The sequence below is a fragment of the Neorhizobium sp. NPDC001467 genome, from assembly GCF_050275975.1.
Classification (GTDB): Bacteria; Pseudomonadota; Alphaproteobacteria; order Rhizobiales; family Rhizobiaceae; genus Neorhizobium.
The window spans coordinates 743,552-769,609 of the sequence record NZ_JBNNPS010000001.1 but is presented as its reverse complement, the minus strand read 5'-3'; the positions used below and the strand labels follow the sequence as shown (position 1 = coordinate 769,609).

The following is a 26,058-nucleotide window of genomic DNA, read 5'->3' as shown; positions in this document are numbered from 1 at the left end:
GCACCCGCATGAGCGCCGGCGGCGATATGATCAGCCGCGAAAACGCTGGCTCTGTTCGTAGATCGCCGTGGAACGGGCGCCCGAACGGCAATAAGCCAGAACCGGCTTGGGTAGGTCTTCCAGCGCATCGACCATGTCGGTCACGCTCTCCGGCGTCAGCCCCATGCGGCCGACGGGGATATGACGGATCTCAAGACCCAGTTCCTGTGCGCGCGCCGCGACTTCGGCAAAGGCCGGCTGGCCGGGCTCTTCCTCGTCAGGACGGTTGCAGACGATCGACCTGAACCCCTGCGCCTTGACCTGATCGACGTCCTCGACAGTGATCTGGCCGCTGACCGAATACTCGTCGTTGATCGGGCGGATATCCATGCGTGCCCCTCCGGCTACCTCAGTTACGATCACTTAGCGTGATGCGGCGCAGACCGTCAATGGAAGCTCCGGAATGAATTAGACAAAAGCGAAACGCAACGCGTAACGCGCGCTTTCGCCCGGCAGCAACATCTTGAGTTCGTCGTTTTTTTCCAGTTCGCCACGCTCTGCCAGTCGATGCGAAACCGGTTCGATGCCGAGCACATGCGCCGGCGCCTTCTGGTTTCGCCACATCTGCAGATAAGGCAGCGCATCAGTGCGGAACCGGACCTTCAGCGTGCGATTATCGAGTGCAGCGATCGGCCCGAGCGCCACCTCGGCCCAGTCCTCGCCTGCCCTTGCCGCATCCACGCAAAAGACGCTGCCGGGATCTTCGCCGAAATTCCACGGCAGTCCGCCCGGCTCGAACATGGGGCCGGAAAGCCTGACACCCTCGTCGAACAGCCAGGCGCCAAGGTTCATGTGATACATGTGGACGCGTGCAAACGGCGTGGACCCGGTATTGGTTACCTGGTCGTCAAGAGACACTTCGCCGCTTCGGCCGTCGATACGCCAGTGCCGTTCAAGCATGGCCGAGCCGCCGTCGGCGAGCACGACTGGCACCTGCGCGCGGCATTCGGCGTCGTCACCCTGCACATCCCAGAACAGGATATTGGCCGGATGCGCGGAAAAGGATCCGTGCAGCGGATAAGTCCGGCCATCCGCCCTGCCCGCTATGAGATCCGGATGACGGATATGATCGGGTCCGCAGGTAAACAAAAACCCTTCCAGGGAATGATCGATTCGCGGATCGCCATCGTCGGGAATGGCCCGGCCGGGGGCGATATCGATGCCCTCGACAATACAGCCGCCGATATCGAGAACCGATGTCGGGTCAAGGAAGAGTTTCGGTTCACGTCCCGTCGAAAATGCCTTCATGTCCGCTATCCCAAGATCATCCCTGTTGGTATACGCCCAAACACGTAGATTTTAACGCCGCCTTCACCACGAATTCATTTTTTCCACATTAGGGTCTTAATTTATTCGTCTGGAACAATGGCCACCAGCGTTGGAACGAGACGACACTCTCGCGTGTTGGTGAAGAAGTTCAAGGATCGGTGATATCGTGAAGCGCAGCCTCGTTACAAGCCTCAGCCTTATTGCCCTGACGGCGGTCAGCATGCCGGTTCAGGCGCAGGTCATGTATCGCGATTACGGTGGCGCGCCCGACTACCGCCCCGAGCGCCAGTACGACGGCACGCGGCCGACTCTGGTCACGCCAGAGGGATACATTCTCGACTATACGCCGGAACCCGGCGAATTCGTCGTCAGCCGCGATCGCAGCGGTCGCCGTGTCTATATGGATCGCGCCGGCAACGTCGTCGCCACGGAAATGCAGCAGCAGAGCCGTCGTGACCTTGGCGGATACGGCGGCAATGAACCGGTTCCGGGTGTCTCGACCGGCTACCGTGACTATCGCGACTATCGTGGCAACGGCTCCTATGACGGCGAAGTGACGGGGTCCGTTCCCGACCGCGGCTCGATCACCCGTCTTCCGCTCGATGCGCCGTCCAACGACCCGTCGCAATACGATCCGGACTACGCCTCGATCGAGCCGAACCAGACGCAGCCGCTTGGGCCTGAGCCGAAACATTCCGGCACGACGATCACCGTCACCAACAAGCCGCAGGCGGAAATCGCCGCGCTCCAGGTCTTTCTCGACCGCGAAGGCATTTCGCCGGGCGTGATTGACGGCCGTTTGGGCGACAACGTCAACAAGGCGATTGCCGCGTGGCAGGAAATGACCGGCGAGACGCTCGATCCGAACAATGCCGAGGATATCGTCCAGCGACTGTCCTATTCAGGCGGCATGCCGATCGTCGAATATACCATCACCGCTGCAGACGCAGCCGGTCCTTATGTTGCGTCCATACCGGAAGATTATGCCCACAAGGCGCAGCTGCCGGCCATGTCCTACACCTCGACCAGCGAAAAGCTGGCCGAGCAGTTCCACATGGACGAAGGATATCTGAAGGCGATCAACCCGAATGTCGACTTAACCATTCCCGGCACGATCATCAAGGTGATCAGCCCCGGCCAACCCAAGACCGGCGAAGTCACGCGCATCATCGCCGACAAGGGCCGCAAGCAGGTGTTTGCCTATGGCGCCGATGGCAAGCTGATCTCCGCTTATCCCGCGACGATCGGCTCGTCCGATACGCCATCGCCGGTCGGCAATCACACGGTCGCGCGTATCGCGCTGAACCCTGGCTACACCTACAATCCAAAGATCAATTTCACGCAGGGTGAAAACAAGGAAATCCTGCAGATCCCGCCGGGTCCGAACGGTCCGGTTGGTACGGTCTGGATCGCGCTATCGAAGCCGACCTACGGCATCCACGGCACGCCGGAACCATCCAAGATCGGCAAGACCAACAGCCATGGCTGCATCCGCCTCACCAACTGGGATGCGACCGAACTGGCCAAGATGGTCAAGCCCGGTACCACCGTCGAATTCGTTGAATGATGGCAACGGACTGAACCGCTCTAGACAAGACAAGGGCCCGGAAGCGCGCTTCCGGGCCTTTGTCGTGAATGGATTGTCCGTCAGGCTGCCTGACGACGGAACGAAAATACGCGCGGCAAGCCAGAGCGCACCACCCGCACCGGCATCAACCGCATGACTTCCGTCGCAAAGGCTCCGGCATTTTCGCGCGCTTTGTCGACATTGCTGACCTTGGTCGGATCGAGTGTGTGCAGCGTGCCGCCCACCTCGAACAGCTCCTTGAAAGCATTTCGTTCATTGATCGGCGTGTTCAGGACGTTGACGCCGCGCGCTGCCAGCAGGCCCTTGATCGCCACCAGCGCCTTGGTCGTTACCATCGAGGCGACACGAGTCAGCACCACCGAATGGGCGATATCGAGATTGGCTTTGTCCTTCATCATCGCCAGCAGATCGAGGATCTGTGCTGCGCCCTTGGCATCCATGGCTGAGCCCTGAACCGGGATCATGACATGGTCGGAAAGACCGATGGCCGTCGTCACCAGCGCGTCGCGAGCGCCGGCTAGATCGATGATGAAATAGTCTGTCTGCGCGGCCATCTCGCGCAGATGACATTGCAGCGAGGCAAGGCTTACCTCGGAGATCACCTCGATATTGCGGATGGGATCGGACATCTGCGCCCACTGGCTGATCCAGCGCTGCGGATCGGCGTCGATCAGCGTCACGCGGTGGCCGGAATGGGCAAGTTCCGTTGCCAGCAGAAGGGCTGCCGTCGTCTTGCCGGCGCCGCCCTTGGCATTTGCGAATGAGATTACTGGCATGCGATAAATCCTCGAAAAGGTGCGAGCCGCATCGCTCCGGTGGGGCGCCGGGAAACATGGCGCCGATACTCACATCCTTTCCAAACATGGTTAACAAGATATTAATTCAGATATCGTTAATATAATGATTGAGTTTTAAGCGCCGTCCGCAAAACGTGAAAACCCGCCGTCAAGCAGCGGGTTTTCCTTGGCCTTCCCGGGGGTAGGATCGAATGCCCCTGCCTGTAAAAACGTTAAAAGCAGTCGCGAAACAGCGTTCCGGTGTTTTCCAGCGTCAGTGCAACCGGGTTGCCGCCGGCACTCGGATCCTCGATTGCCATGGCGGAAAGCTCGTCAATCCGATCAGGCGCTACTCCCATCGCCGTCAGCGTTTCGGGCACGCCGAGTTCCGACCGCAGTGACAGGACGTAATCGTAAAAGCCATCAAATCCGCCGGCTATGCCAAGATACGCGGCGGCGCGCGCAATCCTGTCCTCGATCGCGGGGCGATTGAAGCGCAGCACGGCCGGCATCACCACCGCATTGGTCATTCCGTGATGAGTATTGTAGACGGCGCCGATCGGGTGCGACAGCGCATGGATGGCGCCGAGCCCCTTCTGGAACGCCACCGCCCCCATGGCGGCCGCTGCCATCATGTTGCTGCGCGCCTCGATATCGGTTCCCTCAAGATAGGCGCGTGGTAAAAAATCCTTCACCAGACGCATGCCCTCCACCGCTATTCCCGCCGACATCGGATGATAGAAGGGCGAGGAATAGGCTTCGAGGCAATGCGCAAACGCGTCCATGCCGGTGCCCGCAGTGATCACCTCCGGCATGCCGACGGTCAGTTCCGGATCGCAGATCACCACGCCGGGCAGGAATTTCGGGTGAAAGATGATCTTCTTCACATGCGTCTGCGAATTGGTGATCACCGAGGCGCGGCCGACTTCCGAACCGGTGCCGGCTGTGGTCGGCACAGCCACGATCGGCGCGATGCCTTCGACCGACGCGCGCGTCCACCAGTCGCCGATATCTTCGAAATCCCAGACAGGCCGCGTCTGGCCGACCATGAAGGCCACGCATTTGCCAAGATCCAGCCCCGAGCCGCCGCCGAAGGCGACGACGCCATCATGGCCGCCATCGCGAAACGCCTTGATACCGGCTTCGAGATTGATCTCGTTCGGATTGGGATCGACCTCGGCAAACATCGCCCGGCCGAGCCCCGCCTCTTCCAGCACATCGAGTGCCGTCTGGGTGATGACCATGGTCGAAAGTCCGCGATCGGTAATCAGCAGCGGCCTTTTCATGCCCAGCGTTTTGCATGCCTCGGCCAGTTCCTTGATCCGGCCACGCCCCATCCTGACGGCAGTCGGGTAACTCCAGTTCGCAACGATGTTCATGCTGTAACCTTCTTCAGGTGGTATGATTTCGGACGCGTGAGATTGTGGAAACCGAGAACCGACAGCGATCCGCCGCGGCCGGTCTTCTTGACGCCGGTCCAGACGAGCGCCGGGTCGAGATAATCGGCACGGTTCATGAACACGGTGCCGGTTTCGATCTCGGCGCCGATACGCGACGCTCGCTCGACGTCCTTGGTCCAGAGCGAAGCCGTCAGCCCGTATTGGCTGTCATTCATCAACGCCAACGCCTCGTCATCGCTCTTCACCTTCATGATGCCGAAAGCCGGCCCAAAGGTTTCCTCGCGCATGAAGGCCATGGAGTGATCGACATCGACAAGCACCTGCGGCGCGAGATAGGCGCCACCATCATCGGCCGGAAACAGTTTCGGATCGACCAGCGCCTTGGCGCCTTTGGCAACGGCATCGGCCACCTGCTCGCGCACAACCTTGGCAAACCGCTTGTTGGCCATCGGCCCAAGCGTGGTTTCCCCGTCCAGCGGATTGCCAAGCTTGTAGTTGGACACCCAGGCGACTGACTTTTCCACGAAGGCATCGTAGAGGCTCTCATGCACATAGATACGCTCGATGCCGCAGCAGCACTGGCCGGAATTGAAGGTCGCACCGTCCATCAGCGTATCGACCGCCGCATCAAGATCGGCATCCTCCATCACGTAACCCGGATCTTTGCCGCCCAATTCCAGCCCAAGCCCGGTAAAGGTCCCGGCCGCAGCCCGCTCGATGGCGCGCCCGCCTTCCACCGATCCGGTGAAGTTGATGAAGTTGAACGAGCCGGCGGCAATCAGCGCTGCACTGGTCTCATGGTCGAGAAAGACGTTCTGAAACACATCCTCTGGCACGCCGGCCTCGACAAAGGCGCGCACCATGCGCTCGCCCACCAGCAGGGTCTGGGCCGCATGTTTTATTATGACGGTATTGCCGGCCATCAGCGCCGGCGCCACCGTGTTGATGGCGGTCATGTACGGATAATTCCAAGGCGCGATGACGAAAACCACACCGTGTGGTTCGCGCTCTATGCGCCGCGCAAAAGTCTGGCTGTCCTCCACGTCGATCGGCTTCAAGGCGTCAGCGGCGATGGACGCCACGTAATTGGAACGCTCGTTGAAACCTTTGAACTCGCCGCCATAACGTACCGGACGCCCCATCATCCAGGCCAGTTCCGGCACCACCTCGTCAATCATCTCGTTGAGCCGGGCGACACCTTTCAGCACCAGTTGCACACGCTCTTCCAGCGGCTGTTTGGCCCAGCTTTTCTGGGCTTTTCGGGCACGTTCCACCGCAGCCTTTGCCGCATCGAGCGAGAGCACCGGCCGCTCGGCGTAAACCGAACCATCGACCGGCGAAATGCATTGGATCATCGTCATTTCCAAAAGAACTCCCAGTTCAGCAAGCTATCAGCAGGCGAGTGTGCGGACATGGCCCGCAGCACCGTAGTCGAGGATTGCGCGATCACGCGTGATGATGGTGAGGTCGTGTTCCCGCGCCGTGGCAATGAGAATGCGGTCGACAGGGTCCCGATGGATCGGATCAGGCAGGAAACAGGATTTCATCAGTATATCCGATGACACGCCTGCCTGCCGCGCCGCCAGTTTCGCTACCGCATCATCGAACCACAGTTTCGGATCCCTGCGCATGATCATGCGCCCCTTGCCGACCAACATGCCAATCTCCCAAGCGGAGAAAACCGAAACCCAGATCCGGTCCGAAACCGGCTCGATACCGCGCAGCACGCGTTGCGCTTCAAGGTGAATGGCTTCGTCCTCCGCAAGGTAGATCAATGCGCAGGTATCGAACAGATAACGGTCAGCTCTCATATGACGCAGCCCAATCCGCATCGAAAGGCGCCGTCAGATCCACACCCGGTAAGATCGTCACGGTTCCCTTCATGCATCCCCGTACCCGATCGTAGAAATTGCTGGCCTCGAGATTGAGACCGTCCTGACCCGCGTTTCGATTGTCCAGATCGACTGCTGTGTCGGAAGCTTTGAGCGCGCTATCGTAGCTACTCTGATTATCCTCGGCGAAACCGGCGGCCCCGCCCCGCCGGCGTGCGGCGATTTCCAGCGGCGACACTTTGAGGTATTCGGCAACCCCGTCCTGCTCCTCCGCACTCATTTTGCGCTCACCTTTCAGCATGCGGGAAACGGAACTGGGATCGAGTTTAAGAAACTTGGCAAGCTCACTGCCGGACGAGCCGATTTCCTTCAGCCTCGCATAAAACCAGTCACTGTCGATCTTGGTCATGGCCTCACCCTTGAAAGCTCAAACGCAACCTAGGCGGTCATCGAGGAAAACTCAACAATCTCGCATGGCTGACTGTGGTTTCCTCATGCGCGTTCAAACCCTCTTGCCACTTCCCAATCGGTCACGCGCCGGTCGTATTCCTCCTGCTCCCAGCGGGCCGCCCGCGTGTAGTGATCGATAACGTCGTCTCCGAAAGCTTCCCGAAGCATGCTTGATCCGGTCATCACCTCGGTCGCCGCCCGCAGGGTCACCGGAATTTCGCGCACGTCCTTGACACCATAGGCATCGCCGACGAAGGCCGGCTCCAGTTCCATCTTCTTTTCGATACCGTCAATGCCGGCGGCAATCAGCGCCGCCATGGCAAGATAGGGATTAAGGTCGGCGCCGCCGACACGGCATTCGACACGCACCGCCTTGGTATCCTCGCCGCAGAGACGATAACCGGCGGTGCGATTGTCCTTCGACCATACCGCTTTGGTCGGCGCGAACGTGCCGGCTACAAAACGTTTGTAGGAATTGATATAGGGCGCCAGGAAATAGGTGATCTCACCGGCATGGGCGAGCAGGCCGGCCATGTAATGCCGCATGGTGTCCGACATGCCGCATTCACCATCCTTGTCGAAGAACAAAGGCGTCTTGCCGTCGGCGCTCCACAGCGACTGATGGATATGCGACGAGGAGCCGGCGGCGGAATAATGCCACTTGGCGAGAAAGGTGATGGCCTTGCCCTTGAGGAAGGCGATTTCCTTGCATCCGTTCTTCACGATCACGTGGCGGTCGGCCATGGTCAGCGCATCGGTGTACCGGACATTGATCTCCTCCTGCCCCGCCGACGCCTCGCCCTTGGAATTTTCGACCGGAATGCCCGCGCCCTGCAGGCCGGTACGGATGGCCCGCATCACATCCTCTTCCTTAGTGGTCTGGAAGATGTGATAGTCCTCGTTATAGGCGCTTGCCAGTTTCAGGCTGCGATAACCGGATGCCTGCGCCTGTTCGTAGGTTTGGTCGAACAGGAAAAATTCGAGTTCGGTCGCCATGAAGGCCTTCATGCCCATGGCCTCCAGCCGCGCCACCTGCCTTTTCAAGACGGCGCGCGGCGAATGAAGCACCTCCTCACGGGTGTGATGATCGAGCACATCGCATAGAACCAACGCCGTGCCATCCAACCAGGGCACGCGGCGAAGCGTCGAAAGGTCCGGCTTCATAACGTAGTCGCCATAGCCCTTTTCCCAGCTTGTCGCCTTGTAGCCGCCGACCGTTTCCATCTCGAAATCGGTGGCAAGCAGATAGTTGCAGCTGTGCGTTTCCTCCCATGCGCTTTCGACGAAAAACTCGGCTTGGAAGCGCTTGCCCATCAGCCGGCCCTGCATGTCGACCTGGCAGGCCAGAACCGTATCGATGACGCCGCCCGCGACATCGGCCTTCAACTCTTCGAAACTGTATGCCTTGGCCATGCCTGAACCCATTGCTTGAAAAACAATCGAAGAAAAGCGCCGGCGGCGGCGATGCCGCCGGCATTGCGGTTTGTAAGATCAGGCGCGTGCCGCGGCTGTTGCGGCGAGCGCTTTCTCCTTGTGTTCCAGCGCGAACTCCTCTTCCGGCGAGAGGATCAGCTTGTGACGACCAATCAGCGCAAAATAGGCGATCGCCACGGCAAACCAGACGGCCACCCACAGCACGCCCTTTGTAAAATTCGGATCCTGCACCTGATAGACCAGCGTTACGCAGGCGATCAGGATCGTCAGTACCGCGCCGGGAATGCCAAGCGGCGAGCGGAACGGCCGCTCGATATGGGGCAGGTTCTTTCTGAGCAGGATGAAGGAAATCGCCTGCATGATGTAGGAGAACATCGCCCCGAATACCGCCATGTTGATTAGTACCGCGCCGATGACGCTACCGCCCGCTTCTGCCCCCAGCGCGAACCAGATCGCCAGCATGACGGCCAGGCCGATACCGGCGCCCGTCAGCATGGCAACGTGCGGCGTGCGGAAGCGGTGATGGGTGACGGAAAGCGCGGTCGGGAAATAGCCGGCCCGCGACAGCGAATAGATCTGCCGGCCCTGCGCGTAGAGAATGGTATGGAAGCTGGCGATCAGGCCGGTGAGCGCGACCAGGCCAAGAATGACCACACCGCTGTCACCGTAGACCGCTTTGAAACCGTCGAGCAACGGCTCGAGCGCCGAACCGAGATGGAAGGCACCCACGCCCGGCAGCGACGGGTTGAGAAGCACGATCATGAACGCCGAGATCATCAGCGTGATGATGCCGAGAATGATGCCTTTTGGCATGTCACGCTTCGGATCGACCGATTCTTCGGCCGCCAGCGGCAGTTGTTCGATGGCAAGGAACAGCCAGACGGCAAAGGGCAGCGTGGCAAGAACACCGGAAAACCCGAAGGGGAACCAGTCGCCATTGCCGTCCGGCAATTCGATCGGTGCACCGTTAGGCCCGACGCCGATATTCAGCGCCCATCGGGAAAAATCCATGTTCGGGATGGCGCTGATCCAGAAGAATACCAGCACAGCCAGAGATATCAGGGTAATGACCAGCGTCACCTTGAACGACAGTTCGAGCCCGAAGATGTTGAGGCCAAGGAAGACCGCGTAGAAGAACACCCAGAGCATCGGCGAGTAGGCCGCATCCAGACCCAAAATAGTGTTCACATAGGCGGTGATGAAGGTGACGATGACGGCCGGGGTCAACACGTATTCGACATTTTCGCAAAGACCGGTGACGAACCCGCCCCACGGCCCCATGGCCGTGCGGGCAAAGGAATAGGCGGCCCCCGTATGCGGCAGCGCCGGGCTCATTTCAGCGATCGAAAAGGTCAGGCCGAGATACATGACCGCGATGATGATGCCGGCAACCAGCATGCCGCCCCAGCCGCCGGTGGCGAAACCAAAATTCCAGCCGGAAAAATGGCCTGAAATAACGGCACCGACACCGAGCGCCCAGAGGGACCACACGCCCGCATAACGGGAAAGATGCCTTTTTTCGAAATAGGATGCGTCAGCCTTCTTGTAGCTGACGCCGGATGATGAACGTTCCATGCCTTCTCTCCTGATCAAAGAAAAAACAGGCGACCGGCCACAATGGCCGGGCAGCGCCCCCAGTTCAGTTCGTGTCCGCCGCCCGATATTTCGGTGCGTACGGACGGCAGTGCTGTTCCCTTAGGAGTCCGAGGTCTCGGCGAGGCTTTCCCGCAAGAGGCCCGTGAGAAAATCGGCCACGACTCCCTGGCCGATTTCGTCGTCTACCAAATCGTTCCTTATCTCGATCATGACATTGAGAAGCCCGGCCGGGATGGCATGGACTTCCAGCGTATGGGTCACACCGTCGGCGGCCCCGTAAGGTTCGTTGCGGGCGATCCGGTACAGACTGGTATTGGCCGCCGCCGTCAGCATGCGGTCCGCCAGCCGGCTGTCTCTGTCGTGCAGTATACCGATCTCGACCTCGCGCTTGCGGCCATAATAGACCGGCGTGAAACTATGTACCGTCACAAGTACGGTCGCCCTTCCCGCTTCTCGTCTTGCCGCGATTTCCTCGGCAATATGCCCCTTGAACGGCAGGTAAAGCGCCGTGGTGCGCTGCGATTTTTCCACCTCCGACAGGTTCTCGTTGCCGGGAATTCGAAAGACCTCGCTGACATCCCGCATCGCCGCCGGTGAGATCGGGGGGCGATTGCAATCGTAAATCAGCCGCGAAAAGCGCTGATGAATGAGGACGGCATCGAGGTTTTTCGCCATCAGTTGCGCGACGGCAAGCGCACCCGGATCCCATGCGATGTGCGAGACGAGCGCCTCTGTCGGCAGGCCAAGATCGCCATAGGCCTCCGGCAGGCGGTTGGACGCATGTTCGCAGATCAACAGGACATCGCCACGGCCGCCCGGGTTTTCCACCGCGACGGCGTTGCCATCCGCCTCTGTCAGAACTGCCGACCGAATGAGCATGCAGAGCCCCGCCGCATTCGTTAACGAAGATTGAAGAAAAGAATTCTTCATCTTTTGCACAAGGTCAATCGGTTCTCTGAAAAAATCTTTTCAGCGCCTCCATTGACAGAAATGCTCTTCCGGCTGTTAATTTCGCCAACCGGCAAAGACCGGAGGGGAACAAGCATCCGTGCCAGACATCTTGCGCACCGTGTCAGACGTCATTCGCCGGCACTACGACGGCCTGACACCGACCGAGAGACGACTGGCGGATAGCCTGCTGGAGAATTATCCGGTGTCAGGGCTTGGCAGCATAACCGCGACCGCTGAAAACGCCGGCGTTTCGACGGCAACGGTGGCGCGCGCCGTGCAAAAACTGGGCTTCAAGGGCTATCCGGAATTCCAGGCGCGCCTGCACCAGGAGCTGGAAGCGACGATCTCCAATCCAATCGCCAAACACGATCAGTGGCAGGACCTATGGGCGGCACGCGCGCCCGATACGCACATCCTCAACCGTTTCGCCGAAGCCGTCACCGACAACCTGCGCGACACGCTGGCCGAAATCGACATCGCTGCCTTCGATGGGGCGAGCGCGCTGCTGCGCGATCTCGATCGTCACATCTATTTCGTCGGCGGTCGCATCACCGGGTCGCTGGCCGAATATTTCTTTACGCATATGCAGGTCATCCGGCCGCGCACGACGCTGATTTCCAACAATTCCAGTTCCTGGCCGCAGCATGTGATCAACATGAATGCGGGCGACGTCCTGGTGATTTTCGATATCCGCCGTTACGAGCAGGAGATGGCGACGCTGGCGGAAGCCGCAAGCGCTGCCGGCGTCGTCATCGTCTTGTTTACCGATCTGTGGGCCTCGCCTGTCGCCCATTCGGCCCGCCACATCTTCAAGATGCGCATCGAGGCCCCGTCGGCCTGGGATTCCTCCGTCGTCACCCTGTTCGTGGTAGAGGCGCTGATCGAAGCCGTGCAAAGCGCGGAATGGCAAGCCACACGCGATCGCATCCATTCGCTGGAAAATCTGTTCGAGCGCAGCCGTCTTTTCCGGCGTGGCGGCAAAAACGATCGCCAAAACCACGGATAGCCACTGAAAACAGTGGAAATCCAAGCATTTGCATTGATGCTTTGGCGGCTGTGCATACTGTCACATACGCTACATAAACCGGTTCTACGAGTGTCGCCGACACGTTCTGAAACCCAGGAGGATACCGTGATCACCAAGACCAGACGTCTTCTGTCCGTCACCACCGCCATGGTCATCGCTTCGACCGGCTTTGCCTATGCAGAGCCGAGCGCAGAGCTGATCGCGGCCGCCAAGAAGGAAGGCTCGCTCACCACCATCGCCCTGCCCCACAGCTGGTGCAATTACGGTGAGATCATCTCCAGCTTCAAGACCAAGTACGGTATCGAAGTCAACGAGCTGAACCCGGATGCGAGCTCCGGCGACGAGATCGAAGCCATCAAGGCCAACAAGGGCAATACCGGCCCGCAGGCGCCTGACGTCATCGACGTCGGTCTCTCCTTCGGCCCGTCCTCCAAGGCTGAAAAGCTGATCCAGCCCTACAAGGTCTCCACCTGGGATTCGATCCCGGACGACGCCAAGGACGCAGAAGGCTACTGGTACGGCGACTATTACGGCGTTCTGTCCTTCATCGTGAACACCGACATCGTCAAGAACGTGCCCAAGGACTGGAAGGACCTCACCGGTTCGGACTATGCCAATTCGGTTGCGCTGGCCGGTGATCCGCGCTCGTCCAACCAGGCCGTTCAGGGCGTTTACGCCGCCGGTATCGCCGCTGGCGAAACAGATGCCACCAAGGCTGGCGAAGCCGGCCTGAAGCTGTTTGCCGAAATCAACAAGGCCGGCAATTTCGTGCCTGTCATCGGCAAGTCGGCTTCGCTTGCACAGGGGTCCACCCCGATCGTCATCGCCTGGGATTATAACGGTCTGTCCTGGCGCGACACGCTGAAGGGCAACCCGCCGCTCGAAGTCGTCGTTCCGGAATCGGGCGTCGTTGCCGGTGTCTACGTCCAGGCGATCTCGGCCTACGCACCACACCCGAACGCCGCCAAGCTGTGGATGGAACACATCTATTCCGACGAAGGCCAGCTGGCTTACCTGAAGGGCTATTGCCACCCGATCCGCTTCAACGATCTTGCCAAGAACAACAAGATCCCGAAGGACCTGCTTGACGCCCTGCCGCCGGCAGCCGCTTATGAAAAGGCCAAGTTCCCGACGCTCGACGAGCAGGACAAGGGCAAGACCGCGATCACCACGCAGTGGGACAAGGTCGTCGGCGCCAACATCCAGTAATCGATGGCAATCGATCTCCCCGCCTGGTGCGGGGAGGTCTTCCTTCCTCCGGCAGAAACGGCGGCCTTGATGTCCACCGCATCCCCCCTCATCGACCGCCGCACGATCATCGACTGGCTCGGCATAGCCCCCTTCATGATCTTTGCGCTGATGTTCCTTATCGTGCCGACGCTTTACCTCGTCACCGGCGCTTTTTTCACGCCTGACGGCCGGTTCACGTTCCAGAATATTGCCGACCTGTTCACGCCGACCATCCTGTCGGCCTACTGGATCTCGATCCGGGTTTCGCTGGCCTCCTCGCTGGGTGGCGCGCTGATCGGCTTTTTCCTGGCATGGGCGATCGTACTCGGGGGCCTGCCCTCGTGGATCCGCAATGGCCTCCTCACCTTTTCCGGCGTTGCCTCCAATTTTGCCGGCGTGCCGCTTGCCTTCGCCTTTATCGCGACGCTCGGCCGCACCGGGCTCGTCACGGTTTTCCTGCGCGAATGGTTCGGTTTCAATCTCTATTCGACGGGCTTTAACCTCCTGTCCTTCTTCGGTCTCACCATTACCTACATGTTCTTCCAGATCCCGCTGATGGTGCTGATCCTGACACCGGCGCTCGACGGGTTGAAGAAGGAATGGCGCGAGGCTTCGGAAATTCTTGGCGCGTCCGCCTGGCAATACTGGCGCATGGTTGCCCTGCCCATCCTGTGGCCAAGCCTGCTCGGCACCTCGCTGCTTCTATTTGCGAACGCCTTTGGCGCCATCGCCACAGCCTACGCGCTGACCGGCGCCTCGCTCAACATCGTGCCGATCCTGCTTTACGCACAAATCCGCGGCGACGTGCTGCACAACCCCAATCTCGGTTACGCGCTGGCGCTCGGCATGATCGTCATCACCGGCCTGTCCAACGTGCTTTACATCTGGCTGCGCATGCGCGCCGAACGCTGGCAGAAGTGAGGGCGCCATGAAAATGAGCAAATTCTTCGCCTGGCTCGCGATCGCCGTCGGCGTCATATACTTCTTCGTGCCGCTGCTGGGCACGTTCGAATTCTCGCTGCGCATGCGTCGCGGCGAGTATTCGTTCGATGCCTACGGGTCGGTATTTTCCGACCTGCAGTTCCAGCAGACATTCGGATTCTCGATCATGATGGCGTTGCTTACCATCGCCTTCGGCATGCTGCTGGTGGTGCCGACCGCCTATTGGGTGCGGCTGCGCCTCCCGCAGATGCGACCCTTTGTCGAGTTCGTGACGCTGATGCCGCTGGTCATTCCAGCCATCGTCATCGTCTTCGGCTATCTGCGGCTCTACAATTCCTCCTCCTATATTCCCTTCACAGGTTCCGTCCTCGGCACCAACATCCTTCTGGTGATGTCCTACATCACCCTGTCGCTTCCCTACATGTACCGCTCGGTCGATACCGCGATGCGCACGATCGATGTGCGCACGCTGACGGAGGCCGCCGAAATCCTTGGCGCCAAGTGGCCGACCATCCTGTTCCGCTGCATCTTTCCCAACGTCATGTCGGGCGTGCTGTCGGGCGCCTTCATCACCTTTGCCATCGTGATCGGCGAATTCACCATGGCAGCGCTCCTGAACCGCCCGGCCTTCGGCCCCTATCTTCAGCTTGTCGGCGCCAACAAGGCCTATGAGCCGTCCGCGCTCGCGATCATCGCCTTTGCCATCACATGGCTTTCCATGGGCCTAATCCAGTTCGTGTCGCGCTTCGGTAAGCTGACACAATCCCGTCCTTACAAGGTTTGATCCATGCCCTTTCTCGCGCTCGCAAACATCAAGAAGAGCTTTGGCCAGACCCAGGTCGTGCATGATTTCAACATGGCGATCGAAAAGGGCGAGTTCATTTCCTTCCTCGGCCCATCCGGCTGCGGCAAGACGACGATCCTGCGCATGATTGCCGGTTTCGAACCGCCAAGCGACGGCACGATCCATATCGACGGCCGCGACCAGACGCGGCTGAAACCCAATCAGCGCAATATCGGCATGGTGTTTCAGGCCTATGCGCTTTTCCCCAACATGACCGTGTTCGACAACGTCGCCTTCGGCCTGAAGGTCGCCGGCCAACCCAAGGCGGAGATCGAAACACGCGTGAGGGAGATGCTGAAACTCATCCATCTCGAGCACTTGGCCGAACGCTATCCCTACCAGATGTCCGGCGGCCAGCAGCAGCGCGTGGCGCTGGCGCGCGCTCTTGCGCCCAAACCCCAGGTCCTGCTCCTCGACGAGCCGCTGTCGGCCCTCGACGCAAAAATCCGCGTGTCGCTGCGCGAGGAAATCCGCCAGATCCAGCGCCAGCTCGGCATCACGACGGTCTTCGTCACCCATGACCAGGAAGAGGCGCTGTCGATTTCAGACCGTATCGTCGTCATGAATGCCGGTCGCGCCGACCAGATCGGCAGCCCGTCGGATATCTACAACCGTCCGGCCACGCGTTTCGTCGCCTCCTTCGTCGGCACGCTCAACATTATCGAAGCCACAGTCGTTGATCCGGCAGTCGGTCTGGTAAAGATCGGCGACCAGACGATCACCCTGCGTCAAGCGATCGCCGACAAGGCAGGTGGCGACATGATCTCGCTCGCGCTGCGTCCGGAAGCCGGCTCTCTGGCCGAAAGCGCCAAGGGCGACACGGCACTGACCGGAAAGGTGGTTTCCGCCAACTTTCTCGGCTCCGTCGTGCGGACCCGCATCGATGTCGGCGGCAACGTCATCTCATTTGACATGTTCAATTCGCCGGATCTCGTCATGCCCGCGCCCGAGGAGATCGTCACGCTGCGCTTTTCCGCTGGCGACCTGCTGGTGATCCGGGATTGAACTTTAGGGATTGCTTGTGGAAAACGATCCGCGCCGCATTTTGTGATGACGGGTAGGGGTTGGCATAAAATTCTGCAAGCGCCGCTGCGAGCCTTGCGACAGAGCTCCAGACCAACGCGGCCACTGCCCGATGGAAACCCCGGTTCTGCCGCAGTCTGGGTGGCGCGGAACCGCATGCGCCGCCCGCCTGATCGTGCCACCCGGGCATAAAATCCGTTTGCGATCTTCAAGCAGCGGCTTGATCCGACGGGCTTTCTACCCTTGCCAAGCCGGGAGCTTTTTGACAGACCGGATCAGGCACAGGAAACAAAGGCAGGGTTCATGCGGAACACCGACAGCGTTTCGATCTTCGAGATGTTTTCCGAAATCGCCGTGGCGATCAACGAAAACAGCCACCGCCTGGTACGCCTGACCGACCATGAAGGCCGGGGCGACCACGGTGCCGTGACGCCGGATATGTTCGACGCGATCGAGGCCGAACTTGCTGGTCTCGAACCGTCCGAATGGACGCCAGGGCGCTATTTCGACCTCGCCGCAGAAACCCTTCTGACCATCCCGGGCGTTGCTCCGCGCCTCTACGCCAGCGCCTTTCGCCGCGCCGGTAGTGCCCTGATGCGCAAGCGCTCGGTCCTGTCTGAGGATTTCGGCAGCGCCTTCGCCGCCATGGCCACCAGCTTTCGCGACCATGCCGAACGCGAACCGGGCGGCGCCGAGATCGCCAGCGTCTGGCTGCGTGCGGCAAAGGCCTATGCAATCGAATCCGCCGCCGGCGGCAGCCTCTCCGCCTGTCTTAAGGCCGCGACCGAGGCAGCGGAAGAACGGCCTGCGGGTCTTCCCGCCCCGGGCGCCGGCGAACTCTCTTCTATTCTCGTTATTCGCGCCATGCGTGACGCGCTCAGCCAAGAGAACTGAACTGAGACGAAAGCACTCGCCATGCGGGTGTCACACACGTCGATTATCGTTGGGCCATGCATGACGACGATCTTTTTCTTCCCGAAAGCCGTGTTCGGCAGCTGATTGCAGATCAAACGCCGCAATGGGCTGACCTGCCCTTCAGACGTCTCGCCTCGTCCGGCACTGACAACGCGTTATACCGGATCGGCGATGATCTTCTGCTGCGGCTTCCGCGCCGCAGGGAATCCGTTGCAGTCACAGCCAAGGAACTCGACTGGCTGCCGCATATGCAGGGCCTGCCGCTGGCGGTGCCGAACCTGCGGTATCGCGGCACAGCCAATGTTGGCCAATCCGTCGATTTCGGCATTTTCGACTGGCTGGAAGGCGATCTTGCAACACCGGACATGATCTCCGACCCGTTTCAGGCAGCAGAATATCTCGCGGCATTCCTGCATGCCCTGCACCAGAAGGACACGACCGGCGCTCCGCGCTCCGGTCCGGCCAATCACCGCCGCGGCGTCGCTCTCGATGATCTTTCCCCTGTCACCCTGCCCGCCATCGACAGTCTCGCTGACGAGATCGACATCAAGACCGCGCACGAACTCTGGAAACGCGCCTGCGCGCTTTCCCTGCCCCAAAAATCCGTCTGGCTGCATGGTGATCTGAAGGCCGACAACCTGCTTGCGCGCCACGGCCGCCTGCACGCGGTCCTCGACTGGGGCCTGGCAGCCGTTGGAGATCCGGCTGCAGATTATGCTGCCGCGTGGGTCTTCATCGATCCAACCGCTCGCGAGCATTTTCGCAACGCTCTCGGCTTGAAGGATGAAGACTGGCTGCGAGCGGAAGGCTGGGCGCTTTACGGCGCCGTCATCGCTCTCAGCTATTATCGCGGTGGTCGCAACGAGGTTTTGTGTCGGCAGTGCCGCCTAACACTGGATCGGCTTGGATTGCTGCTGTTCTGAACGCCGCCACCCCTGTTGGCGTCACCCTCGGGCCTGTCCCGAGGGTCTGTCCCGAGGGCCTAAGCACGTCGCCGAAATCGCGACGTAGCAGATGCTCGGGACGGGCCCGAGCATGACGGTGTTGCAGCGAAATGGCTCAGGCAGCCTCGTCCTTCGTCGCCCCCTGCGGCACATAGTTCAGCACCGGACCCAACCAGCGCTCGACTTCCTGTACCGCCATGCCCTTGCGGGCCGCATAATCCTGCACCTGATCGCGTTCCACCTTGGCGACGCCGAAATAATAGCTCTCCGGGTGACCGATATAGAGGCCGGACACGGAAGAACCCGGCCACATGGCGTAGCTTTCCGTCAGTTCGACTCCGGTCGTCGCCGTCGCGTCAAGCAGGCGGAACAAGGTTGCCTTTTCCGTATGGTCGGGCTGGGCCGGATAACCGGGTGCCGGGCGGATGCCCGCATAGTCCTCGTGGATCAGTTCTTCATTGGTGAGAGTTTCGTCCGGCGCATACCCCCAGAATTCCTGGCGCACACGCTGATGCATACGTTCGGCAAAGGCCTCGGCGAGACGATCGGCCAATGCTTTCACGAGGATCGAGGAATAATCGTCATTGGCGCGCTCGAACCGCTCGGCGATTGCTACTTCCTCGATACCGGCGGTAACAACGAAGCCGCCGACATAATCCGCGCAACCGCTGTCTACCGGTGCGACGAAGTCCGACATCGCTACATTGGGGCGGCCATCGCGCTTGGAAAGCTGCTGACGCAGGGTGAAGAACGTTGCCGCCTCCTCCGTCCGGCTTTCGTCAGTGTATAGCCGGATATCGTCACCCACCGTATTGGCCGGCCAGAAACCGATCACCGCACGGGGACGGAACCAGTTTTCCTCGATGATCTGCTTGAGCATCGCCTGCGCGTCGGCAAAAAGCTGGCGTGCGGCCTCCCCCTGCTTCTCGTCCTCGAGAATGGCGGGATATCGCCCCTTCAACTCCCAGGTCTGGAAGAACGGCGTCCAGTCGATATATGTCGACAGCTCTTCCAGATCGTAGGTCTCGAAAACCTTCGTGCCGAAGAACTGCGGCGTGACCGGCTGGTAGGCCGCCCAATCCACCATCTGGGCGTTTTCACGGGCACGCGCGAGCGGCAGGCGAACCTTTTCAGCTTCCGAGCGGGCATGCGCTGCCGCAACCTTGGCGTATTCCGCGCGGATGTCGGCCACGTAGTTTTCGCGGCCATCTTCGGCGAGCAGATTCGACACCACCCCGACCGCGCGCGAGGCGTCGGTGACATAGACCGTCTGGCCCTTGTTATAACCCGGATGGATCTTCACCGCGGTATGGACACGGCTGGTCGTGGCGCCCCCGATCAGCAGCGGGATAGCCAGCCCCTGCCGTTCCATCTCGGCGGCGACATGCACCATCTCGTCGAGCGACGGGGTGATCAGGCCGGACAGCCCGATGACATCCACCTTTTCGGCAACCGCCGTCTCGAGAATTTTCGTCGCCGGGACCATGACGCCAAGATCGATGATCTCGTAATTGTTGCAGGCCAGCACGACGCCGACGATGTTCTTGCCGATATCGTGGACATCGCCCTTCACGGTCGCCATCAGAATTTTTCCGGCGGCCTTGCGCTGATCGTCGCCGTTGAGGCGCTTCTCTTCCTCCATGTAGGGCAGAAGCACGGCCACGGCCTGCTTCATCACACGGGCCGACTTCACCACCTGCGGCAGGAACATCTTGCCCGAGCCGAACAGGTCGCCCACCACATTCATGCCAGCCATCAGCGGGCCTTCGATGACATGCAGCGGACGCTCGGCCTGTTGGCGCGCCTCTTCCGTGTCCGCTTCGATATACTCGGTAATGCCGTTGACGAGCGCATGCGAGATACGCTCTTCCACCGAGCGTTCGCGCCAGGACAGATCCTGCACCTTTGCCTCGCGGCCCGGACCACCACGGAAACGCTCGGCCACTTCCAGCAGCCGCTCGGTGCCGTCGGCGCGGCGGTTCAGCACCACGTCCTCGCAGGCTTCGCGCAATTCCGGGTCGATCTGGTCGTAGACTGCCAGCTGGCCGGCATTGACGATGCCCATGTCCATGCCCGCCTGGATGGCATGGTAGAGGAACACGGCATGCATCGCCTCGCGCACCGGCTCGTTGCCGCGGAACGAGAAGGACAGGTTCGAAACACCTCCGGAAATATGCACGAGCGGCATCTTTTCGCGGATCGTGCGGGTCGCCTCGATGAAGTCGACGCCGTAATTGTTGTGTTCCTCAATGCCGGTGGCGACCGCAAACACGTTCGGATCGAAGATGATGTCTTCCGGCGGAAAACCAGCCTGCTCCGTCAGGATTTTATAGGCGCGCATGCAGATTTCCACCTTGCGCTCATAGGTGTCTGCCTGCCCCGTTTCATCGAAGGCCATGACCACGACGGCGGCGCCATAGGAACGCACAAGCTTCGCCTGACGAACAAAATTCTCCTCGCCCTCTTTCAGCGAGATCGAGTTGACGATCGACTTGCCTTGCACGCATTTAAGGCCCGCCTCGATGATCTCAAATTTGGAACTATCGATCATGATCGGCACGCGGGCGATATCCGGCTCAGCGGCGATCAGGTTCAGGAACTCGACCATCGCCTTCTCTGAGTCGATCAGGCCTTCGTCCATGTTGACGTCGATGACCTGCGCGCCATTCTCCACCTGATCGCGGGCAACGGCGAGAGCAGCGGTGTAATCACCGGCCGTAATCAGCTTTCGGAATTTCGCCGAGCCGGTGACGTTGGTGCGCTCGCCAACATTGACGAACGGAATGTCCTTGGTGAGCGTGAAGGGTTCCAGACCCGACAGCGACATGAACGGCTTGTGTTCCGGCAGCGGGCGCGGCTTGTGTTTTGCGACAGCCTCAGCAATCGCGCGAATATGGTCCGGCGTCGAACCGCAGCAGCCGCCGACGATGTTGACGAGGCCTTCCTTGGCAAAACCCTCCACCTGACGCGCCATGATTTCCGGCGTTTCGTCATACTGGCCGAACTCGTTCGGCAGGCCGGCATTCGGATAGGCGCAGATGAACGTATCGGCAACGGCAGACAGTTCCTGCAGGTGCGGACGCATGGCATCGGCACCGAGCGCGCAGTTGAGCCCGATCGTGAACGGATTGGCATGGCTGACCGAATCCCAGAAGGCCGTCGGCGTTTGGCCCGACAGCGTGCGGCCGGAAAGGTCGGTGATCGTGCCGGAAATCATCACCGGCAGGGTAATGCCCTTGGCGGCAAAACGCTCCTTGCAGGCGAAAATGGCCGCCTTGGCATTCAGCGTATCGAAAATGGTTTCGATCAGGATAATGTCGGCGCCGCCATCGATTAGACCGTCGATCTGCTCGCCGTAGGCGATGCGCAATTCATCGAAGGAAACGGCGCGGAAACCGGGATTGTTGACATCAGGTGAAATGGAGGCGGTGCGATTGGTCGGGCCGATGGCGCCAGCCACGAAACGACGCTTGCCATCCTCGCGTTCGGCGCGCTGGCAGGCGCGGCGCACGATCTCGGCGCCTTCCTTGTTCAGGTCGTAGACGGCACCTTCCATCTCGTAATCGGCCTGCGCAATGCGGGTCGAGGAGAAAGTGTTGGTTTCGAGAATATCCGCACCCGCCATCGCGTAGCGATAGTGGATGTCCTCGATCGCCTTGGGCTGGGTGAGGATCAGAAGGTCGTTATTGCCCTGCTGATGGCAGGCGCAGCCAATGAAACGATCGCCGCGGAACTGATCCTCATCAAAGCCGAGGCTCTGGATCTGCGTGCCCATGGCACCGTCGAGCACGAGGATGCGCTCGCTTGCCGCTTTCCGTAGCGCCTCGAATACGTCCTTGCCGTCGCGCACCGCCCCTTCAGGACCGAAAACATTGTCGAACACGGCGCACTCCCTTGACTTACGCATTTCGAACGATCTGTTCACATAAACATATCTTTATGTCAATATATGGCAGGCGACGCGCAGGCGTTCGCCCTCTGCCTTTAGCGGATCGACCGATGACAGACTCATGCCTGACCTATATAGCCATTCGGCACATTGTTTTGCATGAATTTGGAGGATTCTCATGGAATTGGCAGATCGCGACCTTGGCAACTGGACGCGCCGTCCCGCGCATCGCGAGTGGTTGAAGGCCCAGGCCAACGGGCTTTTCAGCTTTTTCCAGCACCGGTCAATCAATCCGAAAGGCGGCTTCTTCGATCTTGACGATAGCGGCCGCCCGCTGGATGCCGAGGGACAGGTTCGCAGCATCCACATCGCCGCCCGCGCTGTTCATTGCTTTGCGATCGGCACCCTGCTCGGCCGTCCCGGTGCCTCCGATGTCGTTGATCACGGCATGGCTTATCTCTGGAACCATCACCGCGACACCGAGAACGGCGGCTATTTCTGGTCCCTCGGCAATGATGGTCCGGTGGACGCCAACAAGCAGGGCTATGGCCATGCCTTTGTGCTGCTCGCCGCCTCCTCCGCCAAACTTGTCGATCATCCTTTGGCGGACCGGATGCTCGCCGACATCACAGAGGTCATCGACACCCGATTCTGGGATGAGGAACACGGGGCGATTGCGGAGGAATTCACGCCCGACTGGCGGCCGCTCGATGGCGGCAATTATCGCGGCCAGAATTCCAACATGCACCTCACCGAGGCACTGATGGCAGCCTTCGAGGCGACAGGGAATGCTGAATATCTGCGCAAGGCCGAGCGCATTGCCGACCTGATCATCCGCCGGGCCGCCGGCTCGGTGAACTGGCGGGTCGCGGAACATTTCGACACGTTCTGGACCATCGACAAGGCCTATTACCACAAAAACGAAATGTTCCGACCGGCCGGCACCACGCCCGGCCACTGGCTGGAATGGGCACGCCTGATCCTCCAGCTCTGGGTGTTGGGCGACAAGAAGCACGACTGGATGCCGGGTGCCGCAGAAAAGCTGTTCGAACAGTCGATGGCACTTGGCTGGGACAGGGACAAGGGCGGCTTCTTCTACACGCTCGACTGGAATGACAGGCCGGACAAGCGCAACAAGCTGTGGTGGCCGGCCTGCGAAGGCGCCGGTGCGGCCCATTTCCTCAACGAGCACCTGCCCTCGGATTTCCACGAACAGAGCTATCGCAAGATCTGGAACGTCATCGAGCGCCGCTTCATCGACCACACGCATGGTGGGTGGCACGAGGAACTGACGGAAGATCTTCTTCCCTCACACGACCTCTTCCCCGGCAAGGGCGACATCTATCACGCGCTGCAGGCCTGCCTCATACCGCTCTACCCGGCAACGGGCAGTGTCACGCGCGGCATTCTGCAGGCCGGCAGGCTCTGATCGGCCCGCGGCATGCGCGGCTCCGTAGGGGACCTCGAGCATGCCGCACCCTTCCCCGCCTGACGTTACGGAACCTTGGTCTTTCCGCCGTGTTCTCCCCCGACCTCAATCGGAAGAAACGAAGATGCTGCAGGCGCTTGCCGAAGAGTTCTCGCATGACGGCCCGGTTCCGGCGCTGATCCTCCTCACGCGCATGTTCGGCGCCATGATCCTGTGCGGACTGATCGGTCTCGAACGACGGATCAACAAGAACATGGCAGGCCTGCGCACCAACATGCTGATCGGCCTGTCGGTCACGATCTTCACACTGGTGGCCCTGCACTTCATCGGCAGTCTTGCCCCATCCGATGACGTGGTGCGCATGGACCCGATCCGCCTGATCGAAGCGGTCACGGGAGGCATCGCCTTCCTTGCGGCCGGTGTGGTCGTCTTCACGCGCGGTTCGGTACAGGGACTGACGACCGGCGCCAGCATGTGGCTTTCGGGCGCCATCGGCCTCAGCGTCGGGCTGGGCCTGTGGCTGATCGCTGTTCTTGCCACCATCGCCGGCATCATCGTGCTGTGGCTGGTGCGCCGCAGCGAAACCGCGCTTGGCATCAAGGATGATGCCAGCCAAGAATGAGCCTGCACCATCAAGCCTCGTCAAACGACAAAGGCGCCTGCCGCGAGCGGCAGACGCCTTCGAAAACCTGAAAGCTGAGAGGGATCAGATTTGCCCGATCCGGCACTCAGAAACACGGCGCCGCGCGCCATAGTCACGCAGGAAGGACGCGCCGGAAAAGTCCTTGCGGGCAAACTCGGCCAGTTCCTTTTCTGTCAGCTGCAACAATCCGTCGGCGAAGGTGCCGGTAGCGAACATGTCGTCTGTGGCGGTCTCGGCGATGGCAGGCTTGTTAAAGAACATCATGGTGTCTCCCGTGTGCTGTCTTGAACGCGCCTTGCGCGGTTCGGTTCCCACACTCCCCTGTGAGCCTTAACAAATTAACCATGAAATTTAACGGAAGCATGTCACGTGGTCGAGCTGACGCAAATGTCAGATCGCGTGTTTGACGAGACCGGCCAGGCGACGGATTTCGTCGGCCACCTGACGCAGAACACGCGCCGCCAGCGGATCCGGCAGGCTCGCCCCTTCCCGACGCAACATATCGAGATCGGACACGATCCCGGTCGGCAGCGATGCATCCCTGGCACTGATGTCGAGCAATTGCCGCTGTGTCTCGATCGCTGCCGCAGCCCTTGCCACCAATATTCGGCGTTGATGCGGCTTGACGGCGTCGATAGCCTCCGCGGCTGTCATCAGTTCCGCAACGATGGCGTCGGCGGCCGAGACACGATATTTCTGGTTTGCGCTTTGCATGGGGCTCCGTCAGGACAGATTCGGGTATCTGGAAACCGTGTTACCCCGCCATTGCCTGACCGAAACTTGCGGCCCGCCTTACCCGTCCGCCCCAAGAACAGGCCAGAAACTGTCGCGCACCACCAATTCGGGGATGACACGCTCTTGAAACGGCGGTTCGCCGGGATTGTCGAGGCGCCGTTGCAGAAGGTCCACGGCACGGTCGGCCATTACAAGCGGGTCCTGCCGGAAGGTCGTCAGCCTGTAGCTCAGCCAGGCCGCTTCCGGCACGTCGTCGAAACCGATCACCGCCACGTCCTGCGGCACCCGCAGATCCCGCTCCCCGCGCAGATGGTCGATCACGCCGAAAGCGATGAGATCGTTGGCGCAGAACACCGCGTCGGGGTGATCGCTTCCAGCAAACAGTTTTCGGGCGGCCGAAAGGCCCGTCATGTAGTCCGATTCCTTGCCGCCTTCCGCGACCACGGTGAGACAGCCCGCCGCCTGCGCCACCTGCACAAAAGCCGTCTCGCGCTCACGAATGGCGGGCGTACCGGAGGAAGATGTAGCCACCGCGAGATAGCGGCGTCCGGCCTTGGCAAACGCCTGGGCCGCGACACCCGATGCTTCGGCATTGCCGGCGCGCACATGGTCGGCATCGGCTTCCGAGCGGCCGATCATCACCAGCGGCTGTCCGTTGCGCTGCGCTTCCTCGAAAAACGCCGCCGGTGGCGAACCGGACAGAACGATCGTCGCTTCCGCACGGTGACCGATGAGCATCTTCTGGGCTGCCAGCAACTCGTCTTCCGTCTGTCCGGTATTGATGAGGATGGGAATACTGCCGCGTCTTATCAGCGCCTTGGCAAGGGCTGCAGTCAGATGTGCGCGAAACCCGAGTTCCGGCTTCATCGCGACGATCCCCACCAGCCTGCTCTGGTTGTTGAGCACGCCGCGCGCGAGATCATTGACGTGATAACCCAGCGCCTTTGCCGCCGTTAGCACCTTTTCGCGGGTTGCGGGCGCGACGCTTGCCCCCTGGGTAAAGGTGCGCGACACGGCCGAACGGGAAACACCGGCCAGTTCCGCCACTTGCTGGGCACTGACGAAGCGCATGCGTCCGGCATTCTTGGCGTCTTCGGTCATA

General features: G+C 60.5%; 24 protein-coding genes. 10 read left to right on the top strand and 14 right to left on the bottom strand.

All coding sequences use genetic code 11. From position 1 onward, the window contains the following. Nucleotides 1–30 precede the first annotated feature (30 nt). Nucleotides 31–369 (bottom strand): TIGR01244 family sulfur transferase, encoded by a 339-nt coding sequence (locus ACQKKX_RS03850; protein WP_427568983.1) that lies wholly within the window; start codon nucleotides 367–369, stop codon nucleotides 31–33. Nucleotides 370–447: 78 nt separating this feature from the next. Continuing rightward, nucleotides 448–1,287, bottom strand: coding sequence for a DUF4432 family protein (locus tag ACQKKX_RS03845; RefSeq protein ID WP_427568981.1), 840 nt, complete (start codon nucleotides 1,285–1,287; stop codon nucleotides 448–450). Between the two features lie 241 nt (nucleotides 1,288–1,528). Between ACQKKX_RS03845 and ACQKKX_RS03840 the strand changes: the two genes are divergently transcribed. Next, entirely contained in the window at nucleotides 1,529–2,875 is a 1,347-nt protein-coding gene (locus ACQKKX_RS03840; protein ID WP_427569343.1) for a L,D-transpeptidase family protein, read from the top strand. A gap of 80 nt (nucleotides 2,876–2,955) precedes the next feature. Here the strand turns inward: ACQKKX_RS03840 and ACQKKX_RS03835 are convergent, their stop codons facing one another. From ACQKKX_RS03835 to ACQKKX_RS03800, 8 genes are all read right to left on the bottom strand, one after another. Next, on the bottom strand, nucleotides 2,956–3,672 hold the full coding sequence (locus ACQKKX_RS03835) for an AAA family ATPase (RefSeq protein ID WP_427568979.1): 717 nt from the start codon (nucleotides 3,670–3,672) through the stop codon (nucleotides 2,956–2,958). A 233-nt stretch (nucleotides 3,673–3,905) separates the two neighbouring features. Then, on the bottom strand, nucleotides 3,906–5,051 hold the full coding sequence (locus ACQKKX_RS03830; RefSeq protein WP_427568978.1) for an iron-containing alcohol dehydrogenase: 1,146 nt from the start codon (nucleotides 5,049–5,051) through the stop codon (nucleotides 3,906–3,908). Next, nucleotides 5,048–6,433, bottom strand: coding sequence for an aldehyde dehydrogenase family protein (locus ACQKKX_RS03825; RefSeq protein WP_427568976.1), 1,386 nt, complete (start codon nucleotides 6,431–6,433; stop codon nucleotides 5,048–5,050). Before ACQKKX_RS03825 ends, ACQKKX_RS03830 begins: the two co-directional genes overlap by 4 nt. 30 nt (nucleotides 6,434–6,463) lie before the next feature. Next, the gene (locus tag ACQKKX_RS03820; RefSeq protein WP_427568974.1) at nucleotides 6,464–6,883 is read right to left on the bottom strand and encodes a type II toxin-antitoxin system VapC family toxin; all 420 of its coding nucleotides are present in this window, start codon (nucleotides 6,881–6,883) and stop codon (nucleotides 6,464–6,466) included. Then, nucleotides 6,873–7,313, bottom strand: coding sequence for a helix-turn-helix domain-containing protein (locus ACQKKX_RS03815; protein ID WP_427568972.1), 441 nt, complete (start codon nucleotides 7,311–7,313; stop codon nucleotides 6,873–6,875). The genes ACQKKX_RS03820 and ACQKKX_RS03815 overlap by 11 nt, the downstream gene beginning before the upstream one ends. Nucleotides 7,314–7,396: 83 nt before the next feature. Then, a complete protein-coding gene (locus tag ACQKKX_RS03810; RefSeq protein WP_427568970.1) occupies nucleotides 7,397–8,767 on the bottom strand; it encodes a glutamine synthetase family protein in 1,371 nt (456 codons plus the stop codon). Between the two features lie 78 nt (nucleotides 8,768–8,845). Continuing rightward, a complete protein-coding gene (locus tag ACQKKX_RS03805) occupies nucleotides 8,846–10,363 on the bottom strand; it encodes an amino acid permease (RefSeq protein ID WP_427568968.1) in 1,518 nt (505 codons plus the stop codon). Nucleotides 10,364–10,483: 120 nt separating this feature from the next. After that, nucleotides 10,484–11,263, bottom strand: coding sequence for an N-formylglutamate amidohydrolase (locus tag ACQKKX_RS03800; protein WP_427568966.1), 780 nt, complete (start codon nucleotides 11,261–11,263; stop codon nucleotides 10,484–10,486). Nucleotides 11,264–11,432: 169 nt separating this feature from the next. Between ACQKKX_RS03800 and ACQKKX_RS03795 the strand changes: the two genes are divergently transcribed. From ACQKKX_RS03795 to ACQKKX_RS03765, 7 genes are all read left to right on the top strand, one after another. Further along, complete coding sequence (locus ACQKKX_RS03795; protein ID WP_427568963.1) at nucleotides 11,433–12,341, top strand: MurR/RpiR family transcriptional regulator; 909 nt, start codon at nucleotides 11,433–11,435, stop codon at nucleotides 12,339–12,341. A gap of 126 nt (nucleotides 12,342–12,467) precedes the next feature. Further along, a complete protein-coding gene (locus ACQKKX_RS03790) occupies nucleotides 12,468–13,571 on the top strand; it encodes an ABC transporter substrate-binding protein (RefSeq protein ID WP_427568961.1) in 1,104 nt (367 codons plus the stop codon). Between the two features lie 69 nt (nucleotides 13,572–13,640). Beyond that, complete coding sequence (locus ACQKKX_RS03785) at nucleotides 13,641–14,513, top strand: ABC transporter permease (RefSeq protein WP_427568958.1); 873 nt, start codon at nucleotides 13,641–13,643, stop codon at nucleotides 14,511–14,513. A gap of 7 nt (nucleotides 14,514–14,520) precedes the next feature. Then, nucleotides 14,521–15,318, top strand: a complete 798-nt coding sequence (locus ACQKKX_RS03780; protein WP_427568956.1) for an ABC transporter permease — start codon at nucleotides 14,521–14,523, stop codon at nucleotides 15,316–15,318. Between the two features lie 3 nt (nucleotides 15,319–15,321). Beyond that, nucleotides 15,322–16,383 (top strand): ABC transporter ATP-binding protein, encoded by a 1,062-nt coding sequence (locus ACQKKX_RS03775; RefSeq protein ID WP_427568954.1) that lies wholly within the window; start codon nucleotides 15,322–15,324, stop codon nucleotides 16,381–16,383. Between the two features lie 321 nt (nucleotides 16,384–16,704). Further along, on the top strand, nucleotides 16,705–17,295 hold the full coding sequence (locus tag ACQKKX_RS03770) for a DAK2 domain-containing protein (protein ID WP_427568951.1): 591 nt from the start codon (nucleotides 16,705–16,707) through the stop codon (nucleotides 17,293–17,295). A 56-nt stretch (nucleotides 17,296–17,351) separates the two neighbouring features. Beyond that, on the top strand, nucleotides 17,352–18,239 hold the full coding sequence (locus ACQKKX_RS03765) for a phosphotransferase (RefSeq protein WP_427568948.1): 888 nt from the start codon (nucleotides 17,352–17,354) through the stop codon (nucleotides 18,237–18,239). 136 nt (nucleotides 18,240–18,375) lie between these two features. On the opposite strand, the gene metH is transcribed toward ACQKKX_RS03765, so the two are convergent. Further along, nucleotides 18,376–22,143: a methionine synthase gene (gene metH, locus ACQKKX_RS03760; protein WP_427568946.1), complete on the bottom strand. Its 3,768-nt coding sequence runs from the start codon at nucleotides 22,141–22,143 to the stop codon at nucleotides 18,376–18,378. Between the two features lie 184 nt (nucleotides 22,144–22,327). Here metH and ACQKKX_RS03755 point away from each other — a divergent pair, with 184 nt between their 5' ends. Next, entirely contained in the window at nucleotides 22,328–23,578 is a 1,251-nt protein-coding gene (locus ACQKKX_RS03755; RefSeq protein ID WP_427568943.1) for an AGE family epimerase/isomerase, read from the top strand. Between the two features lie 124 nt (nucleotides 23,579–23,702). Beyond that, nucleotides 23,703–24,200, top strand: a complete 498-nt coding sequence (locus ACQKKX_RS03750; protein WP_427568941.1) for an MgtC/SapB family protein — start codon at nucleotides 23,703–23,705, stop codon at nucleotides 24,198–24,200. Between the two features lie 84 nt (nucleotides 24,201–24,284). Here the strand turns inward: ACQKKX_RS03750 and ACQKKX_RS03745 are convergent, their stop codons facing one another. The 3 genes from ACQKKX_RS03745 to ACQKKX_RS03735 form a co-directional block, all read right to left on the bottom strand. Beyond that, the gene (locus ACQKKX_RS03745) at nucleotides 24,285–24,485 is read right to left on the bottom strand and encodes a hypothetical protein (protein WP_427568939.1); all 201 of its coding nucleotides are present in this window, start codon (nucleotides 24,483–24,485) and stop codon (nucleotides 24,285–24,287) included. 126 nt (nucleotides 24,486–24,611) lie between these two features. Beyond that, nucleotides 24,612–24,935: a hypothetical protein gene (locus ACQKKX_RS03740; RefSeq protein WP_427568938.1), complete on the bottom strand. Its 324-nt coding sequence runs from the start codon at nucleotides 24,933–24,935 to the stop codon at nucleotides 24,612–24,614. Nucleotides 24,936–25,013: 78 nt separating this feature from the next. After that, on the bottom strand, nucleotides 25,014–26,057 hold the full coding sequence (locus tag ACQKKX_RS03735; protein ID WP_427568936.1) for a LacI family DNA-binding transcriptional regulator: 1,044 nt from the start codon (nucleotides 26,055–26,057) through the stop codon (nucleotides 25,014–25,016). Nucleotide 26,058 lies beyond the last annotated feature (1 nt).

Coding starts and splice junctions, on each gene's coding strand:
- ACQKKX_RS03785 (WP_427568958.1), top strand. CDS start 13,641: ATGTCCACCGCATCCCCCCTCATCGACCGCCGCACGATCATCGACTGG.
- ACQKKX_RS03805 (WP_427568968.1), bottom strand. CDS start 10,363: ATGGAACGTTCATCATCCGGCGTCAGCTACAAGAAGGCTGACGCATCC.
- ACQKKX_RS03845 (WP_427568981.1), bottom strand. CDS start 1,287: ATGAAGGCATTTTCGACGGGACGTGAACCGAAACTCTTCCTTGACCCG.
- ACQKKX_RS03830 (WP_427568978.1), bottom strand. CDS start 5,051: ATGAACATCGTTGCGAACTGGAGTTACCCGACTGCCGTCAGGATGGGG.
- ACQKKX_RS03835 (WP_427568979.1), bottom strand. CDS start 3,672: ATGCCAGTAATCTCATTCGCAAATGCCAAGGGCGGCGCCGGCAAGACG.
- ACQKKX_RS03745 (WP_427568939.1), bottom strand. CDS start 24,485: ATGATGTTCTTTAACAAGCCTGCCATCGCCGAGACCGCCACAGACGAC.
- ACQKKX_RS03740 (WP_427568938.1), bottom strand. CDS start 24,935: ATGCAAAGCGCAAACCAGAAATATCGTGTCTCGGCCGCCGACGCCATC.
- ACQKKX_RS03775 (WP_427568954.1), top strand. CDS start 15,322: ATGCCCTTTCTCGCGCTCGCAAACATCAAGAAGAGCTTTGGCCAGACC.
- ACQKKX_RS03770 (WP_427568951.1), top strand. CDS start 16,705: ATGCGGAACACCGACAGCGTTTCGATCTTCGAGATGTTTTCCGAAATC.
- ACQKKX_RS03755 (WP_427568943.1), top strand. CDS start 22,328: ATGGAATTGGCAGATCGCGACCTTGGCAACTGGACGCGCCGTCCCGCG.
- ACQKKX_RS03800 (WP_427568966.1), bottom strand. CDS start 11,263: ATGCTCATTCGGTCGGCAGTTCTGACAGAGGCGGATGGCAACGCCGTC.
- ACQKKX_RS03780 (WP_427568956.1), top strand. CDS start 14,521: ATGAAAATGAGCAAATTCTTCGCCTGGCTCGCGATCGCCGTCGGCGTC.
- ACQKKX_RS03825 (WP_427568976.1), bottom strand. CDS start 6,433: ATGACGATGATCCAATGCATTTCGCCGGTCGATGGTTCGGTTTACGCC.
- ACQKKX_RS03850 (WP_427568983.1), bottom strand. CDS start 369: ATGGATATCCGCCCGATCAACGACGAGTATTCGGTCAGCGGCCAGATC.
- ACQKKX_RS03840 (WP_427569343.1), top strand. CDS start 1,529: ATGCCGGTTCAGGCGCAGGTCATGTATCGCGATTACGGTGGCGCGCCC.
- ACQKKX_RS03765 (WP_427568948.1), top strand. CDS start 17,352: ATGCATGACGACGATCTTTTTCTTCCCGAAAGCCGTGTTCGGCAGCTG.
- ACQKKX_RS03750 (WP_427568941.1), top strand. CDS start 23,703: ATGCTGCAGGCGCTTGCCGAAGAGTTCTCGCATGACGGCCCGGTTCCG.
- ACQKKX_RS03815 (WP_427568972.1), bottom strand. CDS start 7,313: ATGACCAAGATCGACAGTGACTGGTTTTATGCGAGGCTGAAGGAAATC.
- ACQKKX_RS03735 (WP_427568936.1), bottom strand. CDS start 26,057: ATGACCGAAGACGCCAAGAATGCCGGACGCATGCGCTTCGTCAGTGCC.
- ACQKKX_RS03820 (WP_427568974.1), bottom strand. CDS start 6,883: ATGAGAGCTGACCGTTATCTGTTCGATACCTGCGCATTGATCTACCTT.
- ACQKKX_RS03810 (WP_427568970.1), bottom strand. CDS start 8,767: ATGGCCAAGGCATACAGTTTCGAAGAGTTGAAGGCCGATGTCGCGGGC.